The following is an 18117-nucleotide window of genomic DNA, read 5'->3' as shown; positions in this document are numbered from 1 at the left end:
CAACGAACGATGACTGATTTTTCGATGACCGCCCTGGAGGGGAGGCACTGAGCATGGTGCAGTTCTTCGACCTGGCCTCTACCCCCAGCGTGCCCTGGAAGAATGGCGGCGGCAGCACGCGCGAGCTGGCCTGCTGGCCGCAGGGCGCGGGCATGGACGGCTTCGAGTGGCGCGTGAGCGTGGCCACGATCGCCGCGCCAGGGCCGTTCTCGGCCTTCCCGGGCGTGGACCGGCAGATCATGCTGCTCGACGGCGACGGGGTGCACCTGCGCTCCAACGACGGGCAGCTCGACCATGACCTCGATCAGCCCTGGCAACCTCTGGCCTTCAAGGGCGACGTGCCGGTGGACTGCGCCATGCTGGGCGGCACCTCCACCGACTTCAACCTCATGGTGCGCCGGGGCCGTTGGCACGGCGGCCTGCAGGTGACCGGCCATGCCCGCGTGGCAGGGCGCGCGCGTGCCGGCCTGTGCATGGTGCTGCGCGGCCGCTGGCGCTGCGGTGAAGAGGTGCTGGAACCCGGCCAGGGCCTGTGGTGGAGCGATGGCAGCGCCGAAATTGCGCTGGAGCCTTTGGATGCCGATCCGGCATTGGCCTGGATCGACCTGGACATGGAACCGAGATGAAGCACCCCCTGAGTCGCTTCGCGCCTTCACCCCTCTCTCGGCTCGCTGCGCGAGTCGGGAGGGGGACGCCCCCAGTGCACGCAAGCGAAGCGCCGCCTACGCTGCTTGGCGGCCCTTGCACGGGGGCACTGGCCTTGGCCGTGCCCGTTTCATGCGCTATGGATAACTGAGATGTTTTGCCCATGACCACCACCATCCCCTCCCCTGAGAGCCATCCATCCGCCGATGGCATCTGGATCGGCCTGCGCCCGGCGCCTGGCCTGTGCGTACCTGATGTGCCTGTGCCCGAGGGCGCGGCCACCTGCGTGGTGGTGCAGGGCGGCACCGTGCAGTGGGTGGGGCCTGAAGATGCCTGGCCTTCCGCATGCAACGCCCTGCCGCGCTTCGGCGCACGGGGCGCCCTGACCACTCCGGGCCTGGTGGATTGCCATACGCACCTGGTCTATGGCGGCCAGCGTGCCAACGAGTTCGCCATGCGCCTGGCAGGTGCCACCTACGAAGAGGTGGCCAAGGCGGGCGGCGGCATCGTCTCGTCCGTGCGTGCCACGCGCGAGGCCAGCGAGGACGAACTCTTCGCCCTGGCCCTGCCGCGCCTGCAGGCGCTGCTGGACGAGGGCGTGTGCGCCATCGAGATCAAGTCGGGCTACGGCCTGGCGCTGGCGCACGAACGCAAGCAACTGCGCGTGGCGCGCCGCCTGGGCGAGGCGCTGGGCGTAACGGTGCGCACCACCTTCCTGGGCGCGCATGCGCTGCCGCCCGAGTACGCGGGCCGCAGCCAGGACTACACCGAACTGGTGTGCAAGGAGATGCTGCCCGCGCTGGCCGCCGAGGGCCTGGTGGATGCGGTGGACGTGTTCTGCGAACGCATCGCCTTCACGCTGGCCGAGACGGAGCAGGTCTTCCAGGCCGCACAGCGGCTGGGCATTCCCGTCAAGCTGCATGCCGAGCAGCTGTCGGACATGGGGGGCTCCGAACTGGCCGCGCGCTACGGCGCGCTCTCCTGCGACCACATCGAGCACCTCTCGCAAGCCGGCATCGATGCGATGAAGCAGGCCGGCACCGTGGCCGTGCTGCTGCCCGGCGCCTACTACACGCTGCGCGACACGCACCTGCCGCCCATCGCCGCGTTGCGCGAGGCCGGCGTTCCCATGGCGGTCTCCACGGACCATAACCCCGGCACCTCGCCCGCCTTGAGCCTGCTGCTCATGGCCAACATGGCCTGCACGCTGTTCCGCCTGACGGTGCCCGAGGCACTGGCCGGCATCACCGTGCATGCCGCGCGTGCGCTGGGGCTGCAGGACACGCATGGCCTCATCGCATCGGGCCGGCCGGCCAACTTCGTGCTCTGGCCCTTTGCCGAGGCCGCGGAGCTGGCCTACTGGTTCGGCCACAAGCCTGCACGCACCATCGTGCGCCAGGGGCGCATCGTGAAAGGGGCCTGAGCCCATGGCCACCCACAGTGAATTCCTCGCGGCGCTGGTCGATGCGCTCGGTGCCGACCGCGTGCAGGTGGGCGATGCCGTGCCAGCGCGCCACCACACCGACTGGAGCGGCACGGCCCCCGTGCCCCCGCTGGCGCTGGTGCGCCCGCGCAGCACCGAAGAGGTGTCGGCCCTGCTGCGCCTGTGCCATGCCCACCGCGTGTCCGTGGTGCCGCAGGGCGGCCTGACCGGGCTGGCCGGGGCGGCGGTGCCCTGCGCTGGCGGGGTGGCGCTGTCGCTCGAGCGCATGAACGCCATCGAGGCAGTGGACGCGCGCTCGGCCACGCTCACCGTGCAGGCCGGTGCCACCGTGCAGGCGGTGCAGGAGGCCGCGCTCGCCGTGGGCCTGCAGTTCGGCGTGGACTTCGGCGCGCGCGGCTCGGCCCAGGTGGGCGGGGCTGTTTCCACCAATGCCGGCGGCAACGGCGTGCTGCAGTACGGCATGGTGCGCGAACAGGTGCTGGGCCTGGAGGTGGTGCTGGCCGATGGCGCGGTGCTGCCCATGCTGCGGCCCATGCTCAAGAACAACACGGGCTACGACCTCAAGCAGTGGTTCATCGGCGCCGAGGGCACGCTGGGCGTGGTCACGCGCGCGCTGCTGCGCCTGCGGCCGCTGCCGCGCGCCCGGGCCACGGCCCTGGTGGCGCTGCCCGATTTCGATGCGGCGCTGGCGCTGCTGGCCCGGCTGCAGGGGCGCTGTCCGAGCGCGCTGTCGGCCTTCGACCTCATGTGGCGCGATTTCATCGAGGCCTCGCTGCGCTGGCAGAGCCTGCGCGAACCTTTTGAGGCGCCGCACCCGTTTGCCGCGCTCATCGACGTGGGCGGTCAGGACGAAGCTGCACTGCGCGGTGCGCTGGAAGACGTGCTGGGCGAAGCCATGGAGGCGGGCGAAGTCAGCGATGCGGCCATCGCCCAGTCCGAGGCGCAGGTCCGCGCGCTGTGGAAGATCCGCGAAGCGACCGCCGAGCTGCCCGCCAACATGCACCCGCCCATCAACTTCGACGTGAGCCTGCCGCAGGCCGACATCGGCCGGTTTGCGCAGGAGTGCCGTGCTGCGCTGACCGCGCGCTGGCCCGGGCACCTGTCGGTGTTCTTTGGTCACATCGGCGACGGCAACCTGCACCTGTCCACCGATGCCTCCACCGTCAACGGGGAGGAGGGCGCCGTCGAGGAGCTGGTGTATGCATTGGTGGCCGCCTTTGGCGGCAGCGTCTCGGCCGAGCATGGCATCGGCCTGCACAAGAAGCCCTATCTGCACGCCAGCCGCACACCCTCGGAGCATGGCCGCCATGCGCGCCATCAAGGCGGCGCTCGATCCCCTTCACCTCATGAACCCAGGCAAGGTATTCGACCTATGAACACTGCTGCTTTTGCCATCGAAGCCCTGGCCCGCCCTGAAGTGGCGCCCCTGCCTGCCTACAACGCCGGCCTTTCGTCCGACGCCGTGCGCCAGCGCTACGGCGTGACCGAGATCGCGCGCCTGGCCAGCAACGAGAACCCCTACGGTGCCAGCCCTGCCGTGGCGCGCGCCCTGGTGGACTTGACGGCGCGCGTGGGCACCTATCCTGACGCCAACTGCACCGCGCTGCGCGCCGCTATCGGCGAACGCACGGGCGTGGCGCCGGACCGCATCGTCATGGGCAATGGCTCCGAGGACATCCTGCAGATGCTGTGCCAGGCCTTTCTGTCGCAGGGCGACCGGGTGCTGACCCAACGCCCAGCCTTTGGCCTGCACGAGATCTACCCGCGCATGATGGGCGCCCAGGTCGAGATGCTGGCGCTGACGCCGGAACTCGGGTTCGACGTGGATGCCTGGTGCGAAGCCCTGGCGCGCGGCCCCAAGATCGCCATGCTGGCCAATCCCTCCAACCCCGTGGGCTGCATGTTCACCGCGCAGGAGTTCGAGCGCCTGCTGGCCGCCACGCCCGCACACACGCTGCTGGTGGTGGACGAGGCCTACTATGAGTACGCCTGCCACGCGGAAGGCTACCCCGACGTTCTGACCCTGCTGCAGGGCCGTGCCATGCCCTGGATCGTGCTGCGCACCTTCTCCAAGGCCTGGGGCCTGGCGGGCCTGCGCGTGGGCTATGGCCTGGCGAGCGATGCGGCGCTGGTGCAGTTGCTCGACCGGGTGCGCACGCCCTTCAACGTGAACCATGCCGCCCAGGCCGCGGCACTGGCCGCATGGGGCGACGAGGCCTTCATGCGCCAGGGTGTGGCCGAGACCGTGCGCCTGCGCGGCGTGCTGGTGCAGCGCCTGCAGGCATTGCCGGGCCTGCGCATCGCGCCCTCGGCCACCAACTTCCTGTTCGTGGACATCGGCCGGCCCAACGGCCCCGTGAACGAGGCGCTGCTGGCCCAGGGCCTGATCACCAAGCCTTGGAAGGAGCCGGGTTTCGAAACCTTCATCCGCGTCTCCATCGGCACCGAAGCAGAGAACACGCGTTTCGCCGGCGCACTGGCCGAGATCCTGGAGGTGGCCGCATGAGCACCAACACGTTGTTTGCCGAACACGCCTTGCTGCCCGGCGGCTGGGCGCGCGATGTGCTGCTGCAGTGGGATGCTGCGGGGCGGTTGCAGTCGGTGGAGTCGGGCATTGCTGCTGGGGCGGCGCCGCGCGCCACCGGGCCTGTGATCCCGGGCATGCCCAACCTGCATTCGCACGCCTTCCAGCGCGCGTTCGCGGGGCTCACCGAATACCGCGGCGAAAGCCAGGACAGCTTCTGGAGCTGGCGCAACCTGATGTACCGCTTTGCGGCGCAGATCACGCCCGAGTCTCTGGAGGCCATCGCCACCTGGCTCTACGTGGAGATGCTCGAAGCGGGCTACACCTCGGTCTGCGAATTCCACTACGTGCACCACGACCGGGACGGTCGGCCTTATGCCGACGATGCCACGCTGTCGCTGGCGCTGCTGCGTGCGGCGCGCAATGCGGGCATCGGCATCACCTTGCTGCCGGTGCTCTACCAGACCAGCGGTTTTGGCGCCAAGCCTCCGCGGGCCGACCAGGCACGCTTCATCCGCAGCACCGACAACATGCTGGCGCTGCTGGAGCGCCTGTCACCGCTGGCTCGGGCGCAGGGCGCGGGCCTGGGCCTGGCGCCGCACTCGCTGCGTGCCGTGCCGCCCGACAGCCTGGCCGCTGCCGTGCAGGGCCTCACCGCCATCGATGCGCGCGCGCCTATCCACATCCACATCGCTGAGCAGACCCAGGAGGTGGACGATTGCGTGGCCTGGAGCGGCCAGCGCCCAGTGCAGTGGTTGCTGGAGCATGCGCCCGTGGATGCCCGCTGGTGCCTGGTGCATGCCACGCACATGACGCCGCAGGAGTACGCCCACGCCGCGCGCACCGGCGCCGTGGCCGGCATCTGCCCCACCACCGAGGCCAACCTGGGCGACGGCATCTTCGACATGCCGCGCTGGCTGGGCCATGGCGGCGCCTGGGGCGTGGGCTCGGACAGCCATGCCTGCGTGAACGCGGCCGAGGAACTGCTGGCGCTGGAATACAGCCAGCGCCTGTCGCTGCGCCAGCGCAATGTGCTGGCCAGTGCGGCACACCCCCAGGTGGGCACCTCCCTGTGGCTGGCGTCCGTGCAAGGCGGTGCGCAGGCCGCGGGCCGGCCGATCGGCGGCTTGGCCGTGGGCCAGCAAGCCGACTTTGCGGTGCTGGACCCGGCGCACATCGCCCTGGCCGGCCTGCCGGTGGAGTCGCTGCTGTCGGCCCATGTGTTCGGCAGCCACCGCACCAGCGCGCTGCGGGACCTGTGGGTGGGTGGCGTGCAGCGCGTGGCCGCAGGCCGCCATGCCCTGCATGACAGCGCGGCCGCCGCCTTTGTTCAGGCCCGCGCGGCGACCATCGCGCCACAATGAACGCACTTTGAAAAGCCTCCCCTTCGAGAGCCACGCCATGAGCATCACCACCCAACCCACCTTCACCTTCCACCAGGGCACTGCGCCGCTGCTGGTCTCCATGCCGCACGTCGGCACCTATGTGCCGCCTGCGATTGCCGCGCGCTTCACCGAGGAGAGCCGCCAGGTGCCCGACACCGACTGGCACCTGGAGCGCCTGTACGATTTTGCGAAAGGCATGGGCGCATCGATCCTCGCAGCCACGCATTCGCGTTACGTGGTGGACCTGAACCGCCCGCCCGATGGCGCCAGCCTCTACCCCGGCCAGAGCGTCACCGGCCTGTGCCCCGTGGACACCTTCGACGACACGCCCATCTACACCCGCGGCGACGTGCCCGACGACACCGAGGTGGTGGCACGCCGCGATGCCGTCTGGGCGCCGTACCACGCGCAACTGCGCACGGAGCTCGACCGCATCCGCGCCACCCATGGGGTGGCGGTGCTGTGGGATGCGCATTCGATCCGCTCGGTACTGCCGCGCTTCTTCGAGGGCAAGCTGCCCGACCTGAACCTGGGCACGGCCAACGGCGAGAGCTGCGACCCGGCGCTGGCGCAGCAGCTGCTGGCGATTGCACAGGCCGCGCCGGGCTACACCGCGGTGCTCAACGGCCGCTTCAAGGGCGGGCACATCACGCGCCACTATGGCCAGCCTGCGCAGAACGTGCATGCCGTGCAGCTGGAGATGACGCAGTGCGGCTACATGCAGGAGGCGCTGCCGTTCGACTACCTGCCCGAGGTGGCGGCGGGTGTGCAGCCGCACCTGAAACGCATGCTGGAGGCGGCGCTGGCGTTTGCGCAGGCGCGGGCCCGGGCCTGAAGGACCGGGCTGCGGGGCCTTGTGGGCCCCGCTACCGCCGTATCGGTGCTAGTATGAGCTTACGCCGCCCTGCAGGGCAGCGGGTGCGCCCCTTGGCCACCACTGCGGAAGGAGCCGCATTTCCCATGGAGACTGCGGCCTACTACTACATGCCCTTGTTCAAGCCGGGTGCCTTCGTGCACCTCGGGAGCAGCCGCGAGACCGTCAGCCATGTGGTTGTGCGCCGCAATGCCCTGATGGTCTACTTGGTGGGGCACGACTCCCCGGTGCACCCCGATACGCTCACGGTGGTGCCCACGGCCTTCCACCTCACGCGGATGCCCGACCGCGCCTGACGCGGGCCGGCCGCACTGGGCTGGTTCAAGCCGCCTGGTACTGCGCCATGGTTTCGCCCAGGCGCACGGGGCGCGCAGGCGCCCATTCGGTGTTGAACTGGAACGGGCCCTTGGGGAACAGCAGCACCACGGTGGAGCCGAGCAGAAAGCGGCCCATCTCCTCACCCTTTTGCAGCGACACCTGGCCGGGGGCGTAGTCCCAGTGGCGCAGCACGCCGGTGCGTGGCGGGTTCACCTGGCCGTGCCAGACGGTGGCCATGCTGCCCACGATGGTGGCACCGACCAGCACCAGCACGAAGGGGCCATGGGCCGAATCGAAGAAGCAGACCACGCGCTCATTGCGCGCGAACAGGCCGGGCACGCCGCGCGCCGTGGTCGGGTTCACCGAGAACAGGTCGCCCGGCACATGCACCATGCGCGTGAGCTGGCCCGCGCAGGGCATGTGGATGCGGTGGTAGTCGCGCGGGCTCAGGTAGAGGGTGGCGAAATAGCCGTCGTCAAAGCGTGAGGCGAGCGACGAATCGCCGCCCACCAGCGCGGTGGTGGAGTACGAGTGGCCCTTGGCCTGGAAGATCTGGTCCTTCTGGATCGGGCCGAACTGGCTGATCGCGCCATCCACGGGGCAGACCAGGTCGGCATCGGCCAACGGCCGGGCATCGGGCTTCAGGGCCCTGGTGAAGAAATCGTTGAACGAGGCATAGGCCGCGATGTCCGGATTGGCCGCCTCCGCCATGTTCACCTTGTAGTGGGACACGAAGCCGCGGATCACCGATGTGGTCAGCCCTCCGAGCTGGGCCGAGGCGAATTTTCCCGCCAGGGCGGTCATGGCCTGCTTGGGAAGAGCGTATTGGGACAGCACAGCAAAGCGTTCGAGCAAGACGATCTTCCTTAGACGTGGAGCGAACCATTCTAACGAACGGTCCAAGTGCAACGGCCAAGCGACTGAGGATGCGAAAAACGCCAAATTTGTTGAATCCAATAAATTATTGATATTTTTATCAAATAAGTTGATTTTGCAATTGCAAAAAATTACAATTAACACATCAAGGCACACTCGCGCGAAAGGCGGGGTCGCAAAGCCACCGGTCTAAACCTATCTCGATGGGCATGACAGCGGGGTTGCCAAGCTACCTCATGCCCTGCCTGGTGCGAGTGTGGCGTGCAAGCGCATCGGCAACTCTGGCTACCCACGGTGTATTTGTTCCCGTTCCCTGGTGTGCGACTTGATTTCGTACTTCATGGAGAACCTTATGTCCCTTTTTCTTGACGAGCTTCTGGCTCGGATTCCCCGCACTGCACGCTGGGCTGCGGTGATAACGATCCCTTTTGCTGTAACGGCATGTGGCGGATCATCAGATCCGGAGGAGACCTTAGCGATTGCATCGAGTACCACTACTTTGCATGTCGAGGCGGACGACTTGCCCGAAGATGTGGCGCAGGTGCTGGCGCAGCCCGTGTTTCACATCGCCCCTGTGCTACCGGAGCCCCCGGGCGATCTGGATGTTCTCGACGCGAATCAGTCTGCTGCCGTCACACCCAGCTTCAAGGTCGTTCCCCAGGCGTTTCGTTCGGTGTCCACCCGCAGGTTGATGCCCTATACGCTGGATGGCACTCCAACCAGTGCCGCCTCAAGCGGTTTCAGTGGGGTAGAAGAAGTGGCGGAGCCTCTGGCCAGTGCTACCGGGGTTACCACTTACTCGGTAGCGCAGGTGCGTGCTGCCTACGGCTTCAGTGCATTGCCCGCGGTGGGCTCCAAGCCGGTGGGCCTGCAGGCGGCGCTTCTTGGTGCAGGGCAGACGATCTATATCGTCGCTGCGCGCCACAACCCGAACGTAGCAGCTGAATTGGCAGCCTTCAATCAGAAATTTGGCTTGCCTACCTGTACCTCCCGTGTGTTGCCGCCTGCAACCCCGTTGCCTTTGGCCGCTGCATCGCAGTCTGCAGGGTGTGAATTGGTCGTCGCATACAGTTCTCCGGCCGGTGGCATTTCTGCCTCGGCACCTGCCTATGACTCTGGCTGGGCTACAGAGATTGCTCTGGATGTGCAGTGGGCGCATGCCATGGCCCCTCTGGCTCGCATTGTTCTTGTGGAGTCGCCGGATCCTTCGCTGAACAATCTGCTCGCTGCAATACGCTTGGCAAACACGATGGGTCCTGGGGTGGTATCCATGAGTTTCGGTGCGCAGGAAGGGACATGGACGGGCTCTGTCGATTCCGTTTTTTCTGTGGCCGGTATGACCTACCTCGCTGCCACGGGCGATTCCGGCGCCAGCGTGAACTGGCCTTCGGTATCCCCCAACGTCATCGCCGTAGGAGGTACGACGCTTACCTATAACGGTGGTGCGCGCAGCGAAGTGAGCTGGACCGGTACCGGCGGCGGCACCAGCGCCTACACCCCTGCCCCCGTCTACCAAAAGACTGCCCTTCCCGTGGTGGGTTCGGTGGTACGGCGCACGGTCGCCGACGTTGCAATGAACGCAGATCCTTCTACCGGGCAGTATGTGGCCGTGATGTCGCCTGGTGGCAGTGCCGTACAGTGGATCACCGCAGGTGGTACCAGCCTTTCGTCGCCCATGTGGGCAGGCCTCGTCGCTGTGACCAATGCCAGCCGGCTGCAAGCGTCTCGGACCCTTTTGGGCGGTGCCCATTCACTGCTGTACGGGCAGATTGGCGCTGTTTCTGGCAACTATGCCAATGCCTTCTTGGATATCAGGCTGGGTAGCCATGGCTCCTGCGGTACCTGCTCGGCCAAGGTCGGATATGACCAGCTCAGCGGGCTGGGAACGCCTAACGCTGCGGCCTTCGTCTCCTTGTTGTCCGGCGCTTCGGCTCCTCCCCAGGCACCGGTGGTTACGCCTGCAAGCATCAGCGGCACTGTAGGCACGGCCTTGACATTCACGGCAGCTGTCATCGCCCCCAACCCGGTCACATTCAGTCTTTCGGGTGCTCCCTTGGGCATGGCTGTCAGCGCTGCAGGTATCGTGTCCTGGCCTACACCCCTTGCGGGCAGCTACGCGGTGACAGTGGTCGCCAAAGACACCGTCACGGGACTGACGGGTCAAGGCGTCTACAACGTGAACGTAGCCGCTCCGGTGGCACCCGTAGTCCAGGGCGCAAGTATTGCCGGGCGTCCTGGTGTCCCGCTGAGCTTCAAACCCGGCGTCACATCGGCGAATCCCGTCACTTATGCGCTGACGGGTGCCCCTGCGGGCATGGTTGTGGGTTCTGACGGGGTAGTGAGCTGGCCCAGCCCTGTGATAGGCACCTTCAACATGGCACTGACGGCCAAGGACACCAAGACCGGATTGTCTGGCAAGGGCGACTTCACGGTGAAAATCGCTGCGGCGGGTCCGGTCATCAGTGCCTCGGCGATGGTGGGAGTCGCCGGCAAGCCGCTATCGGGCTCGATCTCGATTTCTTCACCCGGATCCTCCTATCTGTCGGTGTCCATTGCCGGCGTGCCTTTGGGGATGGGCTTTTCCGTTGCCGGGACAACCATTACTGCCAAATGGCCCAGTCCCGTGACAGGAAGCTATCGGTTGCTGGTGACTGCCAAGGATTCGGCGGGCCTTTCTGCGCAACTTGCAGTTCCCGTGACGATTACCGCCAAGTGACTGCGTGGACAGCTGCAGTGGAAGTGAGCGTACTGAAACTCCTTTGCCGGCAGTTGGAAGGACTTACACGCCCAGGTACTGCTCCAGCAGCTCGGGCTGGCTTTGCAGGGTCTGCGAACTGCCCTCGAACACCACCTGGCCCTTGACCAGGATGACGTTGCGGTCGGTGATCTGCGTGACGTGCTTCCAGTTCTTGTCCACGATCACGCTGCTGATGCCGCTGGCCTTGATGAGGCTGCAGATGCGCCAGATCTCGCGCGCGATCAGCGGGGCCAGGCCCTCGGTGGCCTCGTCGAGGATCAGCACGTCGGGGTTGGTCATCAGCGCCCGGCCTATGGTCAGCATCTGCTGCTCGCCGCCGCTCAGTTGCTGGCCGCCATGGCCCAGGCGCTCCTGGAGGCGCGGAAAGGTCTCCAGCACGCGCTCGTAGGTCCAGTCGCGCTGGCCACGCGTGCCGGCGCGGGCGGCCATTTGCAGGTTCTCGACCACGCTCAGGTTGCCGAAGATGCCGCGACCCTCGGGCACGTAGGCAATCCCCAGGCGCGCCACCTCGTAGGGCGGGCGGCCCGTGGTCTCGCGCCCGGCCACGCTCACGCTGCCCGAGCGCGGCTTGACCAGGCCCATCACGGACTTGAGCAGGGTGCTCTTGCCCATGCCGTTGCGGCCCATGAGGCCGATGGTTTCTGCCTGGCCCACGGTGAAGTCCACACCGTGCAGGATGTGGCTGGCGCCGTAGAAGGTGTTGAGGCCGCGGGCCTCGATCAGGGGTGGGTGCTGCTGTGCCATGGTCAATGTTCTTCACCAAGATAGGCGGCCTGCACGTTGGCGTCGGCGCGCACCTCGGGCGGCGTGCCGCTGGCGATGGCTTCGCCGTTGACCATCACCGTGAGGTGGTCGGCCAGGGCGAACACGGCGTCCATATCGTGCTCCACCAGCATCATCGCGTGCCCGGGCTTGATGCGCAGCAACAGCTGCACCATGCGCTCGGCCTCGGCCACACCCATGCCGGCCAGGGGCTCGTCAAGCAGCAGCACCTGGGGCTCGGTGGCCAGTGTCATGGCGATCTCGAGCTGGCGCTGCTCGCCATGGCTCATGGTGCCGGCCACGGCATCGCGCCGCGCCTGCAGGCCCGCCAGTTCTATGGCGCGGTCCACGCGCTCGCTGCTGGCGCGGTTGTGCGGGCCGGCATGGCGCGTGTCGCGCCACCAGCGCAGCGGGTTCCAGGGCTGCTGCGCATCGCGCGACTGGGCCGCCAGGCGCACGTTCTCGTGCACGCTGAAAGGCAGGAAGATATTGGTCTTCTGGTAGCTGCGGCCCAGGCCCTGGCGCGAGATGCGCTCGGACGCCCAGCCCGTCACGTCGGTACTGCCCAAGTGGATCGCGCCGTCGGAGGGCGGCAGGTCGCCCGAGAGCAGGTTGGTCAGCGTGGACTTGCCTGCGCCGTTGGGCCCGATCACCGCATGGATGCGGCCGCGCCACAGGTCGACCGAGACTCCGTTCACGGCGGCCAGGCCGCCGAAGCGCTTGGTGATCTTCTGGGCCGACAGCAGGACTTCGTGGGTGTTATCAGCCATGGTCTGCACTTCCTTTGCCTGCGCGCAGGCGCACCAGCAAACCCAGCAGGCCGCGCGGTGCCACCAGTACCACCAGCACGATGAAGCTGCCCATGAGCAGCTGCCAGTGCTTGGTGATGTCCTTGAACACATGCAGCAGGTACTCGAAGGCGAAGGCGCCGACGATGGCGCCCGCGAAGTTGCCCATGCCGCCCAGGATGACCATCATGATGGCGTGCGCGCTCATGTGAAAGCCCATGAGTTCGGGGTTCACATAGCCGGTCTGCGCACCCCAGAGGTAGCCTGCCAGCCCTGCCAGAGCGCCGGCCACGGTGAAGGCCGTGAGCTTGTAGCCGAAGGTAGAAAAGCCCATGGCGCGCATGCGGTGCTCGTTGACGCGGATGCCCGAGAGCGCGCGGCCCAGGGGGCTCCACAGCAGGCGGCGCAGCCCCGCATAGACCAGCACCACCATGGCCAGCGTGAAGTAGTAGAAGGTGCGGCGCCCCTCCAGATCGAACAGCAGCCAGCCGAAGACCGAGGCATCGGGGCGGAAGTTGATGTAGATGCCGTCCGAGCCGCCCAGCGCCTTGTTGTCGAAGAACAGGTAGAACACCATTTGCGCGAACGCCATGGTGACCATGATGAAGTAGATGCCGTGCGTGCGCACCACGAAGAAGCCGATGACCAGCGCCACCAGGGCCGAGCCCGCGACGGCGGCCGGCAGCGTCCACCACAGGCTCACCGGTGCATCGGCCGGGGTGAGAAAGGCCAGCGCATAGCCGGCCACGCCGAAGTAGGCTGCATGGCCCAGCGAGACCAGGCCGGTCACGCCCTGCAGCAGATCGAGGCTCATCGCGAAGATGGCCATGATCATCATGCGCGTGACCATCTGCACGTAGAAATCGCTGCCCACGAAGGGAAAGGCCAGCAGGGCCACCAGGCCGAGCACGAGGACGAACTGCACGCTGCGCGGCAGCACCTCCAGGTTGGTGCGGGGGGCGCTCATGCAGGCCTCCGGAAGGCGCGGTGCGGTATGGGGAACACAGGGACGACAGTCATTGCTTGAACAGGCCTTCGGGTTTCCACAAAAGAACGGCGGCCATCAGCATGTAGACCAGCATGCCGGCCACGGAGGGCAGCAGCACCTTGCCGAAGGTGTCCACCAGGCCCACCAGCAGCGCCGAGATCAGGGCCCCGCGCACCGAGCCGATGCCGCCGATGACCACCACCACGAAGCACATGATGAGCACCGAGGAGCCCATGTTGGGGTAGACGCTGGAGACCGGTGCGGCCACCATGCCGGCCATGGCGGCCAGGCCCACGCCCAGCGCGAACACGATGGCGTGGATGAGCTTGATGTTCACGCCCAGCGACTCGGCCATGTCGCGGTTGAAGGCGCCCGCGCGGATCTTCATGCCCAGCCGGGTCTTGGAGATCAAAAGGTACAGGGCCACCGCCAGCACGATGCACACGCCCGAGATGAACAGGCGGTAGACCGGGTAGGAGAGGGTGTCGGTGAGCGGAATGGACCAATCCAGCAGCTTCGGGATGGCCACGCCGTGCACGTCGTCGCCCCAGAGGATGGAGCGCAACTCCTCGAAGATGTAGATCAGCCCGAAGGTGAGCAGCACCTGGTCCAGGTGGTCGCGGTGGTAGAAGTGGCGAAACAGCAGCCATTCGAGCGCCAGGCCGAAAGCCACGGCCAGCACGGCCCCGCCCAGGATGGCCAGCGTGAGGCTGCCGAAGTGGCCCGATAGCGAGTACGCCAGGTACGCGCCCAGCATGTAGAAGCTGCCGTGCGCCAGGTTCACCACGCCCATGATCCCGAAGATCAGCGTGAGGCCGGCCGCCAGCATGAACAGCAGGAGGCCGTACTGCACGCCGTTGAGCAACTGGATCAGGAAGGTGGCGAAGTCCATGGTGGCGTGCAGGTGTGTGGTGCGGTCAGGCGGCCCGGCGCGTGACCAGCAGCAGCGAGCCCATCAGGGTGAACAGTCCGCCCGAGATGCGGTTGAACCAGCGCATGCGGTTGCCCGAGCGCAGGGCCGGGGCCAGCTTGGCCACGCCCAGGGCGCACAGCGTGAGCACCGTGAACTCGAAGGCCACGAAGGTCGCGGCCAGGATGGCGAACTGCGGCGCAAAGGACAGCGCCGGGTTCAGGAACTGCGGGAAGAAGGCGGTGAAGAACAGGATGGCCTTGGGGTTGCTGCCGCCCACGATCAGACCCTGCAGGTACAACCGGTGCGCGGGCACGGCTGGGACCGCGGTGGCGCCCTCGGGCATCTGGTCGAACACGGTGCCCTGGCTGCGGAAGGTCTTGATACCCAGCCAGATCAGGTAGGCCGCGCCTGCGGCCTTGAGCACCCAGAAAGCGGTCTCGGACGCAGCCAGCAGGGCACCCAGGCCCAGGGCCGACAGCAGCATGGTGCCCAGCACTGCGCTGACGCTGCCCGCCGCCGCTGCCATGGCCTTGCGCGGGCCGTGCTGCAGCGAGGTGGTCATGCACATCAGCATGGTCGGGCCGGGCGAGAGCACCAGCAGGGCCACGGCGGCCAGGTAGAGCAGGTAGGTACTGAGGGTCATGGGAGGAAGGGGATCCAGAGGGTGGCCGCAAAGTCCAGGCGCACGAAGGACTGGCCTGCCGCAGTGGCAGGCGCGTCCATTGTGACTTGGAGTAAGGCCTCTATGCGGATTTGCATTCGGCCGGATAACTAGGCGGGGAGCCGCAGACAGTGCTGTAGCACGGCAAGGCTCCCCAACGACGTTAGCCGGTCGAAGGCAAAGCCGCCTCAGGTCATGCGGCAGCCGGCGCCGCTGTCGGAGAGGGCTTTTGCGGCCACACCGACCACCTTGTTTTCCTTGTTCTCGACCACGCGCAGGTAGATGTCCTGCACGGGGTTGTGGGCCTTGCTCATGGTCCACTTGCCGCGAGGGCTGTCGATGGTGGCGCTTTCCAGCGCCTTGTACAGCGCGGGCTTGGCGGCCATGTCGCCCTTGACGGCGTTGGCACCCTGCACCAGCAGCAGGCCGGTGTCGTAGCCCTGCACGGCATACACGTCGGGCTGGCTGCGGAAGGTCTTGGCGTATTCCAGGCGGAACTGCTTGTTGCGCGGCGTGTCCAGCGAGTCGCTGTAGTGCATGGTGGTGATGATGCCGTCGGCCGCCGGGCCGGCAGCGTCCAGCACGCCCTCGGTCAGGAAGCCCGAGCCGTACAGCGGGATCTTGTCCTTGAGGCCGGCGGCCGCATAGTCCTTGATGAACTTGGCCGCGCCGCCACCGGCGAAGAAGCAGGCCACGGCATCGGGCTTGAGGGCCGCGATCTCGGTCAGCCACGCCTGGAATTCCACGTTCGGGAAGGGCAGGCCCAGTTCCTTGACGATGGTGCCGCCGGCGGCGGTGTAGCTCTGTTTGAAACCTTCGAAGGCCTCGTCGCCGGCCGCGTACTTCCAGGTGATCCACACGGCCTTCTTGTGGCCCTTCTCGACCATGGCCTTGCCCAGCGCCAGCGTGGGCTGCGAATTGCTGAACGAGGTGCGGAACACGTTGGGGGCGCACAGGGCACGCGTGGCCGCGTGCACGCCCGCATTGGGGATGAGGTTGAGCACGCCGGTGTCGCGCGCCACCTTCTGGATGCCCATCTGCACGCCCGAGTGCACGGTACCGATCAGCACGTCCACTTTGTCGCGCTGCACCAGCTTGCTGGCGTTTTCCACGCCCTTGCTGGGCTCGGACTCATCGTCCACCTTGAACCATTCGATCTCGCGCCCGCCGAGCTTGCCGCCCTGCTGGTCGATGGCCATGCGCACGCCGTTCTCGATGGCCACGCCCAATTGGGCGAAGGTGCCGGTGTAGGGCAGCATGAAGCCCACGCGCACCTTGCCGCTCTGGGCCCGCACGATGGAGGGCAGCAGCAGGCCCGTGGAAGCGGCGCCGACGAGGGCTGCGCTGCGGCTGATGACAAGGCGGCGAGTGGTCATGGGGAGTGTCTCCTTTGTTTAGGCTTAAAGCAATTTAACTCCAAGCCCCTGTGGTGAAAACCTATGGCTTACCCGTACCGGTGCTGGCATGCAGAGGTCCTTCCGGGACCACGAGAACCTGTTTCCTGGCACTGGTGCGCCAAAAACCAAGGTGAAGTAAACTGCATTGATATCGATGTACATGCAGTATAGATCATGTTTTTGCGGCCTTGGGCGGCTGTTTGCCGCCGTGGGCTAGGTAGTTTCGAGCATAGGGGTGGGTCGCTGCTTGCCCATCCTGCCATGGCTGGGATGCACCCGCAGCAGTCCCCGGCGCGCACGGCCGTGGCCCAGGGCGCCTTTGCCGCATCGGACGTGGATGCCGCGCTGGCGCACTACAACCAGGTGCTGGATGTGAGCCGCGCCGATCTGGAAGGCCTGCTGCAGCTGGCAGGCCGTGCCGCCTTCCAGCGCACGCTGGGCGATGTGCGCTGCGTGGACATCATGTCCCGGCCGGCCATGGCGGTGGAGCAAGGAGTGTCGCTCAAGGATGCGTGGACCCTGATGCGCCTCGAGAAGATCAAGGCTCTGCCCGTGGTGGATGCGGATCGGCAGGTGGTGGGAATCGTCACGGTGGCGGATTTCATGCGCCTGGCCAACCTCGACCTGCACGAGGGCCTGGGCCAGCGCCCGCGCGCCCTGGTCAAGGGCCGCCGCGGCCAGCCCGCCAGCATGGGCGAGATCATGTCGCACCCCGTGCAGGTGGCCCGGGTGGGGCAGCACGCCATGGACCTGATGCCCCTGTTCTCACAGGGTGGGCACCTGGTGGGCATCATCACCCAGACCGGCCTGGTGCGCGCCCTGGGGCTGGCGGTTCAGGGCCAGGAGCCGGGGCGCTGACGCCGTCTGCAGAGGCGCCGCGCCGCTGCGGCATTCTCGCCATAGGCAAGTGTGGGTACATCGCGGTACAATCGACAGGCTATGGACAGCGCTCTGCCTGTCCATTGATACGGATTTGCCTTTAACCGCGTAGCTGCCGTTGGTTTGCCTTGCCGTGCTGCCGCACTGTCTGCGAATCCCGCCTGGCTAAACGATCAAATGCAAATCCGAATGAAGCCGTCACCCCGGCCAACTGCCTGAACTTCGCCCCGGGTGCAGCGACGACTCCCACCGCCCGAAACGCACCGTGTGTCGAGCCCGACCGCGCTGCACCGGCCGTGGTGGATGCACCAGCGCTCAGGCGCCGATCACCAGATTTTTGATTTTTGAAAAGACAAGAGAACATGGCCAAAGAAGAACTGATTGAAATGCAAGGCTCCGTGACCGAAGTGCTGCCCGACTCGCGTTTTCGCGTGACGCTGGACAACGGTCACCAGCTGATTGCCTACACCGGCGGCAAGATGCGCAAGCACCACATCCGCATCCTGGCGGGCGACAAGGTCTCGCTGGAAATGTCGCCCTACGACCTGTCCAAGGGCCGCATCACCTTCCGCCACCTGGCCGGCCGCGGCCCAGGCCCGTCGAGCCGCTGAAAGGCGTGCCGGCATCGCATCGGGCTGCCGCACTTGGTTGCCCGCGCAGGCCGCTGGTTGGACGTTGTGAAGTGTTGGCGTAGAAGATAGTTGGTTGAGTTTCCCCCCCCCCCCATCGCGCAGTCTGCATCGCCCCTGGATGCAGGCCGGCACTTCCGATAGATCTGTGGTCCGGTGCAGGCGCTGCAAAAAATTCAAAAATACCTCTTGCATACCGGAGCGGCGCTACCTATGTTTCCCGCTCTTTTTGAGAAAGTAATCGATATATGCGACGCCCCAAGGGAATCAAGACGC

At 66.6% G+C, this 18117-nt stretch carries 15 protein-coding genes, 2 pseudogenes and 1 riboswitch; of the genes and pseudogenes, 10 read left to right on the top strand and 7 right to left on the bottom strand.

Annotated elements, in window-relative coordinates:
• Positions 1 to 53 precede the first annotated feature (53 nt).
• The 7 genes and pseudogenes from ACK59X_RS30060 (at position 54) to ACK59X_RS30030 (ending at position 7168) form a co-directional block, all read left to right on the top strand.
• Positions 54 to 626, top strand: a complete 573-nt coding sequence (locus ACK59X_RS30060; RefSeq protein ID WP_409962390.1) for a HutD family protein — start codon at positions 54 to 56, stop codon at positions 624 to 626.
• A gap of 182 nt (positions 627 to 808) precedes the next feature.
• The gene (gene hutI, locus ACK59X_RS30055) at positions 809 to 2068 is read left to right on the top strand and encodes an imidazolonepropionase (RefSeq protein WP_409962388.1); all 1260 of its coding nucleotides are present in this window, start codon (positions 809 to 811) and stop codon (positions 2066 to 2068) included.
• A gap of 4 nt (positions 2069 to 2072) precedes the next feature.
• Positions 2073 to 3465, top strand: a pseudogene (locus ACK59X_RS30050) (FAD-binding oxidoreductase).
• Positions 3462 to 4595 (top strand): histidinol-phosphate transaminase, encoded by a 1134-nt coding sequence (locus ACK59X_RS30045; protein ID WP_409962386.1) that lies wholly within the window; start codon positions 3462 to 3464, stop codon positions 4593 to 4595. The pseudogene ACK59X_RS30050 and the gene ACK59X_RS30045 overlap by 4 nt, the downstream one beginning before the upstream one ends.
• Positions 4592 to 5977 (top strand): formimidoylglutamate deiminase, encoded by a 1386-nt coding sequence (locus ACK59X_RS30040; protein WP_409962384.1) that lies wholly within the window; start codon positions 4592 to 4594, stop codon positions 5975 to 5977. The genes ACK59X_RS30045 and ACK59X_RS30040 overlap by 4 nt, the downstream gene beginning before the upstream one ends.
• Positions 5978 to 6014: 37 nt before the next feature.
• A complete protein-coding gene (gene hutG, locus ACK59X_RS30035; protein ID WP_409962382.1) occupies positions 6015 to 6833 on the top strand; it encodes an N-formylglutamate deformylase in 819 nt (272 codons plus the stop codon).
• Positions 6834 to 6958: 125 nt separating this feature from the next.
• Positions 6959 to 7168: a hypothetical protein gene (locus tag ACK59X_RS30030; protein ID WP_409962380.1), complete on the top strand. Its 210-nt coding sequence runs from the start codon at positions 6959 to 6961 to the stop codon at positions 7166 to 7168.
• Positions 7169 to 7193: 25 nt separating this feature from the next.
• Here ACK59X_RS30030 and asd read toward each other — a convergent pair whose 3' ends face one another.
• The gene (gene asd, locus ACK59X_RS30025) at positions 7194 to 8045 is read right to left on the bottom strand and encodes an archaetidylserine decarboxylase (RefSeq protein ID WP_409962378.1); all 852 of its coding nucleotides are present in this window, start codon (positions 8043 to 8045) and stop codon (positions 7194 to 7196) included.
• 160 nt (positions 8046 to 8205) lie between these two features.
• Positions 8206 to 8295, top strand: a riboswitch (cyclic di-GMP riboswitch).
• Positions 8296 to 8418: 123 nt separating this feature from the next.
• On the opposite strand from asd, the gene ACK59X_RS30020 reads away from it, so the two are divergent.
• On the top strand, positions 8419 to 10782 hold the full coding sequence (locus ACK59X_RS30020) for a peptidase S53 (RefSeq protein ID WP_409962376.1): 2364 nt from the start codon (positions 8419 to 8421) through the stop codon (positions 10780 to 10782).
• Positions 10783 to 10845: 63 nt separating this feature from the next.
• On the opposite strand, the gene ACK59X_RS30015 is transcribed toward ACK59X_RS30020, so the two are convergent.
• From ACK59X_RS30015 to ACK59X_RS29990, 6 genes are all read right to left on the bottom strand, one after another.
• Positions 10846 to 11568 carry an ABC transporter ATP-binding protein gene (locus ACK59X_RS30015; RefSeq protein ID WP_409962374.1) on the bottom strand — a complete coding sequence of 241 codons (723 nt, stop codon included), beginning with the start codon at positions 11566 to 11568 and terminating at the stop codon, positions 10846 to 10848.
• Between the two features lie 2 nt (positions 11569 to 11570).
• The gene (locus tag ACK59X_RS30010; protein ID WP_409962372.1) at positions 11571 to 12356 is read right to left on the bottom strand and encodes an ABC transporter ATP-binding protein; all 786 of its coding nucleotides are present in this window, start codon (positions 12354 to 12356) and stop codon (positions 11571 to 11573) included.
• The gene (locus tag ACK59X_RS30005; protein ID WP_409962370.1) at positions 12349 to 13341 is read right to left on the bottom strand and encodes a branched-chain amino acid ABC transporter permease; all 993 of its coding nucleotides are present in this window, start codon (positions 13339 to 13341) and stop codon (positions 12349 to 12351) included. Before ACK59X_RS30005 ends, ACK59X_RS30010 begins: the two co-directional genes overlap by 8 nt.
• A gap of 49 nt (positions 13342 to 13390) precedes the next feature.
• Positions 13391 to 14254 carry a branched-chain amino acid ABC transporter permease gene (locus tag ACK59X_RS30000; protein ID WP_409962368.1) on the bottom strand — a complete coding sequence of 288 codons (864 nt, stop codon included), beginning with the start codon at positions 14252 to 14254 and terminating at the stop codon, positions 13391 to 13393.
• Between the two features lie 25 nt (positions 14255 to 14279).
• Positions 14280 to 14918 (bottom strand): LysE family translocator, encoded by a 639-nt coding sequence (locus ACK59X_RS29995; RefSeq protein WP_409962366.1) that lies wholly within the window; start codon positions 14916 to 14918, stop codon positions 14280 to 14282.
• 206 nt (positions 14919 to 15124) lie between these two features.
• Entirely contained in the window at positions 15125 to 16312 is a 1188-nt protein-coding gene (locus tag ACK59X_RS29990; protein ID WP_409962364.1) for an ABC transporter substrate-binding protein, read from the bottom strand.
• Positions 16313 to 16606: 294 nt separating this feature from the next.
• Between ACK59X_RS29990 and ACK59X_RS29985 the strand changes: the two are divergent.
• A pseudogene (locus ACK59X_RS29985) lies at positions 16607 to 17191 on the top strand (CBS domain-containing protein); the annotation flags it as partial.
• A 383-nt stretch (positions 17192 to 17574) separates the two neighbouring features.
• Positions 17575 to 17823 (top strand): translation initiation factor IF-1, encoded by a 249-nt coding sequence (gene infA / locus ACK59X_RS29980; protein ID WP_007856902.1) that lies wholly within the window; start codon positions 17575 to 17577, stop codon positions 17821 to 17823.
• The last annotated feature ends 294 nt before the right edge of the window (positions 17824 to 18117 follow it).

Source organism: Acidovorax sp. (assembly GCF_046339755.1).
In the GTDB taxonomy this organism is placed as follows: Bacteria; Pseudomonadota; Gammaproteobacteria; order Burkholderiales; family Burkholderiaceae_C; genus Acidovorax.
This window is presented reverse-complemented; position numbering and strand designations above follow the sequence as displayed.

Bases quoted from the DNA above. Each gene is read 5' to 3' on its own strand.
- ACK59X_RS30060 (WP_409962390.1), top strand. From the start codon at position 54: ATGGTGCAGTTCTTCGACCTGGCCTCTACCCCCAGCGTGCCCTGGAAG.
- hutI (WP_409962388.1), top strand. From the start codon at position 809: ATGACCACCACCATCCCCTCCCCTGAGAGCCATCCATCCGCCGATGGC.
- ACK59X_RS30045 (WP_409962386.1), top strand. From the start codon at position 3,462: ATGAACACTGCTGCTTTTGCCATCGAAGCCCTGGCCCGCCCTGAAGTG.
- ACK59X_RS30040 (WP_409962384.1), top strand. From the start codon at position 4,592: ATGAGCACCAACACGTTGTTTGCCGAACACGCCTTGCTGCCCGGCGGC.
- hutG (WP_409962382.1), top strand. From the start codon at position 6,015: ATGAGCATCACCACCCAACCCACCTTCACCTTCCACCAGGGCACTGCG.
- ACK59X_RS30030 (WP_409962380.1), top strand. From the start codon at position 6,959: ATGGAGACTGCGGCCTACTACTACATGCCCTTGTTCAAGCCGGGTGCC.
- ACK59X_RS30020 (WP_409962376.1), top strand. From the start codon at position 8,419: ATGTCCCTTTTTCTTGACGAGCTTCTGGCTCGGATTCCCCGCACTGCA.
- ACK59X_RS30015 (WP_409962374.1), bottom strand. From the start codon at position 11,568: ATGGCACAGCAGCACCCACCCCTGATCGAGGCCCGCGGCCTCAACACC.
- ACK59X_RS30010 (WP_409962372.1), bottom strand. From the start codon at position 12,356: ATGGCTGATAACACCCACGAAGTCCTGCTGTCGGCCCAGAAGATCACC.
- ACK59X_RS30005 (WP_409962370.1), bottom strand. From the start codon at position 13,341: ATGAGCGCCCCCCGCACCAACCTGGAGGTGCTGCCGCGCAGCGTGCAG.
- ACK59X_RS30000 (WP_409962368.1), bottom strand. From the start codon at position 14,254: ATGGACTTCGCCACCTTCCTGATCCAGTTGCTCAACGGCGTGCAGTAC.
- ACK59X_RS29995 (WP_409962366.1), bottom strand. From the start codon at position 14,918: ATGACCCTCAGTACCTACCTGCTCTACCTGGCCGCCGTGGCCCTGCTG.
- ACK59X_RS29990 (WP_409962364.1), bottom strand. From the start codon at position 16,312: ATGACCACTCGCCGCCTTGTCATCAGCCGCAGCGCAGCCCTCGTCGGC.
- infA (WP_007856902.1), top strand. From the start codon at position 17,575: ATGGCCAAAGAAGAACTGATTGAAATGCAAGGCTCCGTGACCGAAGTG.